At 71.9% G+C, this 6742-nt stretch carries 10 protein-coding genes; 4 read left to right on the forward strand and 6 right to left on the reverse strand.

What is annotated here, in order from left to right; genetic code table 11:
• Positions 1–3 precede the first annotated feature (3 nt).
• From ABD091_RS03920 to clpS, 6 genes are read right to left on the reverse strand one after another with little or no spacing between them, the layout of a single operon-like run.
• Positions 4–954, reverse strand: coding sequence for a PLP-dependent cysteine synthase family protein (locus ABD091_RS03920; protein ID WP_343915837.1), 951 nt, complete (start codon positions 952–954; stop codon positions 4–6).
• Positions 951–1235 (reverse strand): MoaD/ThiS family protein, encoded by a 285-nt coding sequence (locus ABD091_RS03925; RefSeq protein ID WP_343915838.1) that lies wholly within the window; start codon positions 1233–1235, stop codon positions 951–953. Before ABD091_RS03925 ends, ABD091_RS03920 begins: the two co-directional genes overlap by 4 nt.
• Before the next feature lie 18 nt (positions 1236–1253).
• Positions 1254–1826 carry a M67 family metallopeptidase gene (locus tag ABD091_RS03930; RefSeq protein WP_343915839.1) on the reverse strand — a complete coding sequence of 191 codons (573 nt, stop codon included), beginning with the start codon at positions 1824–1826 and terminating at the stop codon, positions 1254–1256.
• Between the two features lie 14 nt (positions 1827–1840).
• On the reverse strand, positions 1841–2302 hold the full coding sequence (locus ABD091_RS03935; RefSeq protein ID WP_343915840.1) for an NUDIX hydrolase: 462 nt from the start codon (positions 2300–2302) through the stop codon (positions 1841–1843).
• 9 nt (positions 2303–2311) lie between these two features.
• A complete protein-coding gene (locus ABD091_RS03940) occupies positions 2312–2896 on the reverse strand; it encodes a DUF2017 domain-containing protein (protein ID WP_343915841.1) in 585 nt (194 codons plus the stop codon).
• Complete coding sequence (gene clpS, locus ABD091_RS03945; protein ID WP_379189196.1) at positions 2897–3142, reverse strand: ATP-dependent Clp protease adapter ClpS; 246 nt, start codon at positions 3140–3142, stop codon at positions 2897–2899.
• Positions 3143–3219: 77 nt separating this feature from the next.
• Here clpS and ABD091_RS03950 point away from each other — a divergent pair, with 77 nt between their 5' ends.
• Genes ABD091_RS03950 through ABD091_RS03965 form a run of 4 tightly spaced genes read left to right on the forward strand, consistent with a single transcriptional unit; the run spans position 3220 to position 6677 of the window.
• Complete coding sequence (locus ABD091_RS03950; RefSeq protein ID WP_343915843.1) at positions 3220–4512, forward strand: nicotinate phosphoribosyltransferase; 1293 nt, start codon at positions 3220–3222, stop codon at positions 4510–4512.
• A gap of 15 nt (positions 4513–4527) precedes the next feature.
• Complete coding sequence (locus ABD091_RS03955; RefSeq protein ID WP_343915844.1) at positions 4528–5292, forward strand: alpha/beta hydrolase; 765 nt, start codon at positions 4528–4530, stop codon at positions 5290–5292.
• Between the two features lie 13 nt (positions 5293–5305).
• Positions 5306–5905 carry a nicotinamidase gene (locus ABD091_RS03960; protein WP_343915845.1) on the forward strand — a complete coding sequence of 200 codons (600 nt, stop codon included), beginning with the start codon at positions 5306–5308 and terminating at the stop codon, positions 5903–5905.
• Positions 5895–6677, forward strand: coding sequence for an enoyl-CoA hydratase-related protein (locus ABD091_RS03965; protein WP_343915846.1), 783 nt, complete (start codon positions 5895–5897; stop codon positions 6675–6677). Before ABD091_RS03960 ends, ABD091_RS03965 begins: the two co-directional genes overlap by 11 nt.
• The last annotated feature ends 65 nt before the right edge of the window (positions 6678–6742 follow it).

Genomic DNA, 6742 nt, shown 5'->3' on the forward strand with positions numbered 1-6742 from the left:
GCCTCATGCCCAGAGCTGTCCTTCGAGTCGGTCCTCGGCCTCGTCGACGGTGCCCTCGTAGGCGCCGGTCGAGAGATATTTCCAGCCACCGTCGCACACGACGAACGCGATGTCCGCGCTTTCCCCGGCCTTCACGGCCTTGGTCGCCTGGGCGAGGGCTGCGTGGAGGATCGCGCCGGTCGAGATCCCGGCGAAGATGCCCTCCTGCTCCAGCAGCTCGCGCACCCGGCGTACGGCGTCACGCGGGCCGACCGAGAAGCGACTGTCGATCAGCGAGGCGTCGTAGAGCTCGGGGACGAAGCCCTCGTCGAGGTTGCGCAGCCCGTAGACAAGCTCGCCGTAGCGCGGCTCCGCGGCGACGATCCGCACGTCGGGCTTCTCGCGACGGAAGAACCGGCTGACGCCCATCAGCGTGCCGGTGGTGCCGAGGCCGGCGACGAAGTGGGTGATCGAGGGGAGGTCTGCGAGCAGCTCGGGACCGGTGCCCTCCTCGTGGGCGAGGGCGTTGGCGTCGTTGCCGTACTGGTACATCATCACCCAGTCGGGGTTCTCCGCGGCGATGCCCTTCGCGACGCGGACGGCCTCGTTGGAGCCGCCTGCGGCCGGGCTCGAGACGATCTCGGCGCCCCACATCCGCAGCAGCTGGCGCCGCTCCTCGGAGGTGTTCTCCGGCATCACGCACACGAGCCGGTAGCCCTTGAGCTTCGCGGCCATCGCCAGCGAGATGCCGGTGTTGCCGCTGGTCGGCTCGAGGAGGGTGTCGCCGGGCTTGATCCGGCCCTCCTTCTCGGCCATCTCGATCATCTTCAGGGCCGGGCGGTCCTTGATCGAGCCGGTGGGGTTGCGGTCCTCGAGCTTGGCCCAGAGCCGCACGTCGGGGGCCGGGGAGAGGCTCGGCAGCCCGACCAGCGGCGTACCGCCGACCGAGGCGAGGAGGTGGTCGAAGCGGGTCATCCGCCTGCGACAGCAGGCAGGACCACGACCTGGTCGCCGTCGCTCAGCTCCGCCTCGAGACCGCCGAGGAACCGCACGTCCTCGTCGTTGACGTAGACGTTGACGAAGCGGCGCAGGTCGTCGCTGCCGTCCTTGTCCTCGAGCAGCCGCTCCCGGAGACCGGGGTGGCTGGCCTCGAGGTCGTCGATGAGCTCGGCCAGGCTCGCGCCGCTGCCCGTGACGGCCTTCTCGCCGCCGGTGTAGGTGCGCAGGATGGTCGGGATCCGGACCTCGATGGCCATGGGGATGCTCCTCAATACTCAGTCTGTTGCGGGGGCAGGACCGTCGGTCTCGGGCCCAGTGTCAGGCTCCGTCACGGTGACCTCTTCCTCGGTCACCTCGCCGTCGACGATCCTGTAGGACCTGAACTCCACGGGGCCGTCAGTATTCCCGTGCTCCCGTGTGCTGACGAGCACGTAGTGGGCTCCCGGCTCCATCGCCAGACCGATGTCGGTGCGGCTCGGGTAGGCCTCGGTGGCGGTGTGGGAGTGGTAGATCACGACCGGCTCCTCGTCGCGCTCGTCCATCTCCTTGTAGAGGTGGAGGAGGTCGGTGGAGTCGAACTCGTAGAACGTCGGGCTGCCCGCGGCGTTGACCATCTCGACCAACCGCTCGGGCCGGTCGGAACCCTCGGGACCCGCCACCACGCCACACGCCTCGTCGGGGTGGTCCCGCTTCGCGTGGGCGACGATGCCGTCGTAGGTCGCTCGGTCGATCCTCAGCACGCCTCCAAGGGTAGGGACCACCCGGCTTGCGCCCCACCACGGCCACCATGTGGGCTTCTCGACGTTCCGCCGGGCGTCATACGCTCCGGTCGTCATGGCGACCAGCACGTATGCCGTCCGGGCTAGAAGCGGGCGGCGACCTCGTCGGCGAGGGCGGCGTCGACCCGGGCACGCATGTGGTCGCTCATCGGCGGGAGCGCGTCGCGGGGGAACCAGGCCACGTCGCTGCTCTCGTCGTCGCCGACCGCCGCCTCGCCCGAGACGTAGGTGCAGGCGAAGCAGAGGTCGAGGTAGGACGCGCGGTCGCCGTTCTCGTAGGTGACGCCGGCGACCACGGAGGTCGAGGCGAGCCGGTCGGCGCGGGCCACGACGCAGGTCTCCTCCAGCACCTCGCGCACGGCACCGACCGCTGCCTCCTCACCGGGGTCGAGGATGCCGGTGACCGGGGTCCACTCCCCCGTGTCGGCGCGTCGGACGAAGAGCACGTCGTCCCCGCGGCGTACGACGGCGGTGACGCCGGGCAGCCAGAGCTCCATGGGTCCCACGAGCTCGCGCAGCTCGGCGACGTGGTCGGGGATCGGCACTCGTGCTCCTCACTCGGAGAGGGCGTCGACCAGGGTCTCCTGGAGCAGGCCCACCCACTGGTAGATGTCGTAGGCCTGCACGCGCGGGTCGTCGTCGGGCATGGCCTCCCACAGGTCCTCGTCGTCCTCCTCGACCCCGAGCCGGGTGGCCAACGCGAGGCGGAGGTCGGTGAAGGACCGCAGCCACGCCTCGGCGACCGGCTCCTCCATCTCGACGTCGATCATCAGCCCGTCCTCGGTCAGCTCGGGCGGCAGCCCGGCGTCCTCGAGGGTGTCGATGATGGTCGCGGCCCCGTCGGCCTTGCCGTCGCGCAGTGCGCCCTCGGTGAAGCGGCGGAACTCGGCGGCGGCCTCGTCGTCGTGCTCGTAGGCGGTCGGGAACAGCCGGGCGAGGACGGGGTCCTCCGGCGCGGAGGTCGGGCCCGAGAAGTCCATCATCGCCTCGAAGGTGTCCTCGACGTTCCTGGGGACGGCGGCCTCGTTGCGCAGCAGCTCGACGAGCTGGCCGGCGAGCGACCGCAGCAGGTCGGCCTCGAAGCCGGAGAAGGTCGCGATGACGTGGCCGCTGCGGCGGTGGCGAGCGAATCCGGACACTTAGCTCTGCTTCTCCATCGTGGCCCACAGGCCGTACTCGTGCATGGCCTGGACGTCGCGCTCCATCTCCTCGCGCGACCCGGTGCTGACGGCAGACTTGCCGTCGCGGTGCACCTCCATCATCAGCCGCTCGGCCTTGTCCTTGTCGTAGCCGAAGTACTTCTGGAAGACGTAGGTGACGTAGGACATCAGGTTGACCGGGTCGTTCCAGACGATCGTCACCCACGGCTTGGCCACCAGGGTGATCTCGTCGGGGACCTGCGTCGGGTCGACCTCGACCGGGCTCGGCGCTGACACGTCCTCATGGTGGCACAGTGGCCCGCGTGACTCGTTCCTCGGCGCTGCTGACCGACCACTACGAGCTGACCATGCTGCAGGCCGCGCTCGCCGCCGGCACCGCCGATCGCCGGGCTGTCTTCGAGCTCTTCCCGCGACGGCTCCCCGAGGGCCGGAGGTACGGCGTGGTGGCCGGCGTCGACCGGGCACTCGACGCGATCGAGGCCTTCCGCTTCGACGACGAGGTGCTGGCGGTGCTGCGGGAGGGCGGCGTCGTCGACGAGCCGACCCTCGAGTGGCTGGCGGCCTACCGGTTCTCCGGCGACGTGTGGGGCTATGCCGAGGGGGAGGTCTATCTGCCCCACTCGCCGCTGATGGTCGTCGAGTCGACCTTCGCGGAGGCGGTGCTGCTCGAGACAGTGCTGCTCTCGATCTACAACCACGACTCCGCGATCGCCTCGGCCGCCTCCCGCATGACGCTGGTCGCCGGTGACCGGCCCTGCATCGAGATGGGCTCGCGACGCACCCACGAGGAGGCGGCCGTCGCGGCCGCCCGTGCGGCGTACGTCGCGGGCTTCGCGTCGAGCTCGAACCTCGCCGCCCGGCAGCGCCACGGCGTCCCCACCGCCGGCACGTCGGCCCACTCCTTCACGCTGCTCCACGACTCCGAGGCCGACGCCTTCCGCGCGCAGGTCGACTCGCTCGGACGCGGCACGACGCTGCTCGTCGACACCTACGACGTCGCCGAGGCGGTCCGGCTCGGCGTCGAGGTCGCCGGCGACGAGCTGGGCGCGGTGCGGATCGACTCCGGCGACCTCGGCGTGCTGGCCCACCAGGTCCGTGCTCAGCTCGACTCCCTCGGCGCCACCGGAACCCGCATCGTCGTCACCAGCGACCTCGACGAGTTCGCGATCGCGTCGCTCGCCAACGCGCCCGTCGACGCCTACGGCGTCGGCACCCAGCTCGTGACCGGGTCGGGCCACCCGACCTGTGGCTTCGTCTACAAGCTCGTCGCCCGCGAGGGTGCCGACGGCCGGCTCGCGCCCGTCGCGAAGAAGAGCCACGACAAGGTCTCGGTCGGCGGCCGCAAGTACGCCCTGCGGCGGCGTACGCCGGGCGGCGTCGCGGAGGCGGAGGTCGTCGGCATCGGCCAGGCCCCCACCGACGACGGCGACGACCGGGCGCTGCTGGTGCCGCTCGTGCGCGACGGCGAGGTCGTCGGCCGCGAGCCGCTGGCCGCCGCCCGCGACCGCCACACCGCCGCCCGGGCCGAGCTCCCGCTGGCCGCCCAGCAGATGAGCCGCGGCGAGCCCTGCATCCCCACCCGGATCGAAGGCTGATGGAAGGCTGACCCCATGGCACTCCTCGACGTCGACCTCTTCTCCGAGTCGCTGGAGATGGGCACGTCCCTCTCCGTGGTGCTCCCCCAGTCCACGCGCGCCCAGATCGGCGTGCCGCCGGTCCCGGTGCCCGAGCACGGCTGGCCGGTGATGTTCCTGCTCCACGGCCTCTCCGACGACCACACCGCGTGGGTGCGCTACACCGCGATCGAGCGGCACGCCCGCGCCGCCGGCCTCGCCGTCGTGATGCCGGCCGCCGGCCGGAGCTTCTACAGCGACGAGCCCCGCGGCCAGCGGTGGTGGAGCTGGATCTCCGAGGAGCTGCCGCAGCGGGTGGCGGAGATGTTCCGGCTCTCGCAGCGGCCCGAGGACACCTACGTCGCCGGGCTGTCGATGGGCGGCTACGGCGCGCTCAAGCTCGGCCTCACCCACCCCGAGCGGTTTGCCGGCGTCGCCAGCCTGTCCGGTGCCGTCGACCTCTCCCAGCTCGAGTCGCGGCCCGAGCGTCGCGACATCCTCGAGAACGCCTTCGGTGGGTCCGTGCCGCAGGAGGCGATGCTCCAGCACCTCCTCGAGCAGGTCGACCCCGCGACCGTCCCGCCGCTCTACATCGGGTGCGGCACCGACGAGGATCGGCTGCTGCCGGTCAACGAGCTGCTCGCCGCGCGGGCCGCCGAGCGCGGCATCGACGTCACCACCGACTTCCGACCGGGCGACCACGAGTGGGGCCTGTGGGACGCGGTGATCCCCGACGTCATCGCCTGGCTGCCCCGTTCGTGACTAGGTTGGGGCGATGAGCAGCTCCCCCCAGCGTGCCCTGATCGTCGTCGACGTCCAGAACGACTTCTGCGAGGGCGGCTCCCTGCCGGTGACCGGCGGGGCGCGGGTCGCCAGCGAGATCGGCGACCTGCTGCGCCACTGGACCCGGCGCACCGACGGCGGCCTCGACCCGCGCGCCCCGGCGTACGACCACGTGGTGGCGACCAAGGACCACCACGTCGACCCGGGCGACCACTGGTCGCGCGACCCCGACTATCGCGACACCTGGCCGGTGCACTGCAGGGTCGGGACCGACGGCGAGGCCTTCCACCCCAACCTCGACCCCCAGCCCTTCGACGCGATCTTCCTCAAGGGCGAGCACCAGGCCGCCTACTCCGGGTTCGAGGGCCGCGCCCAGGAGCAGTCGCTCACCGACTGGCTGCGCGAGCGCGGCGTCGCCGAGGTCGACGTCTGCGGGATCGCCACCGACTACTGCGTGCGCGCGACAGCACTCGACGCCGTCCGCGAGGGCTTCGGGACGCGGCTGCTCACCGACCTGTGCGCCGGCGTGGCGGAGGAGTCCACCGAGGCGGCGCTCGCCGAGATGTCGGAGGCCGGGATCCTTGTCGTCTGACCTGCTGGTCGACCTCGCCGACGGGGTCCTGCGGCTCACGATCGACCGGCCCGAGGTCTTCAACGCCCTCTCCGACACCCTCGCCGACGAGCTCGCCGAGCGTCTCGAGCAGGCCGGTCCTGACGACGACGTCGGCGTCGTGGTCGTGACCGGCAGCGGCTCGGCGTTCTGCGCCGGCGCCGACATCAGCGCGGTCGACGGCGGCGACGCGATCGACCACTTCGACGTCTCCGCGCTCGACCGGGCCAACCGGATCGTCCGGGCGGTCACGATGCTCGACAAGCCCGTCGTGGCCGCGGTCAACGGCGTGGCCGCCGGCGTCGGCTGCTCGATCGCCCTGGCCGCCGACCTGGCGGTCGTGGCGGAGTCGGCGACCTTCCTGCTCGCCTTCACCCGGATCGGGCTGATGCCCGACGGCGGGTCGACCGCGACCGTCGCCGCGTCGATCGGGCGCGCCCGGGCGATGCGGATGGCGCTGCTCGCCGAGCCGCTGACGGCCGCCGACGCGCTCGACGCCGGGCTCGTCGGCCAGGTCGTCCCCGACACCGACCTCGCCGACGCCGTCGACGCCGTCGTACGCCGGGTCGCAGCGGGGCCGCCGCTCGCCTTCGCCGCGACCAAGAAGGCGGTCAACGCCGCCACGCTCTCCGGCCTGGAGGCCGCGCTCGAGCGGGAGCGCTCCGGTCAGACCGTGCTCCTGCGCACCGCCGACGCCGCCGAGGGCATGCGCGCCTTCAGCGAGAAGCGCCGGCCCCGCTTCACCGGGGAGTAGGTCGCATCTCGGTGGCTAACGTCGGATCCGATGCGCTTCCCACGGGCTAGAACCCGTGGGAAGCG

This window comes from Nocardioides aestuarii (assembly GCF_039527245.1).
Taxonomy (GTDB): Bacteria; Actinomycetota; Actinomycetes; order Propionibacteriales; family Nocardioidaceae; genus Nocardioides; species Nocardioides aestuarii.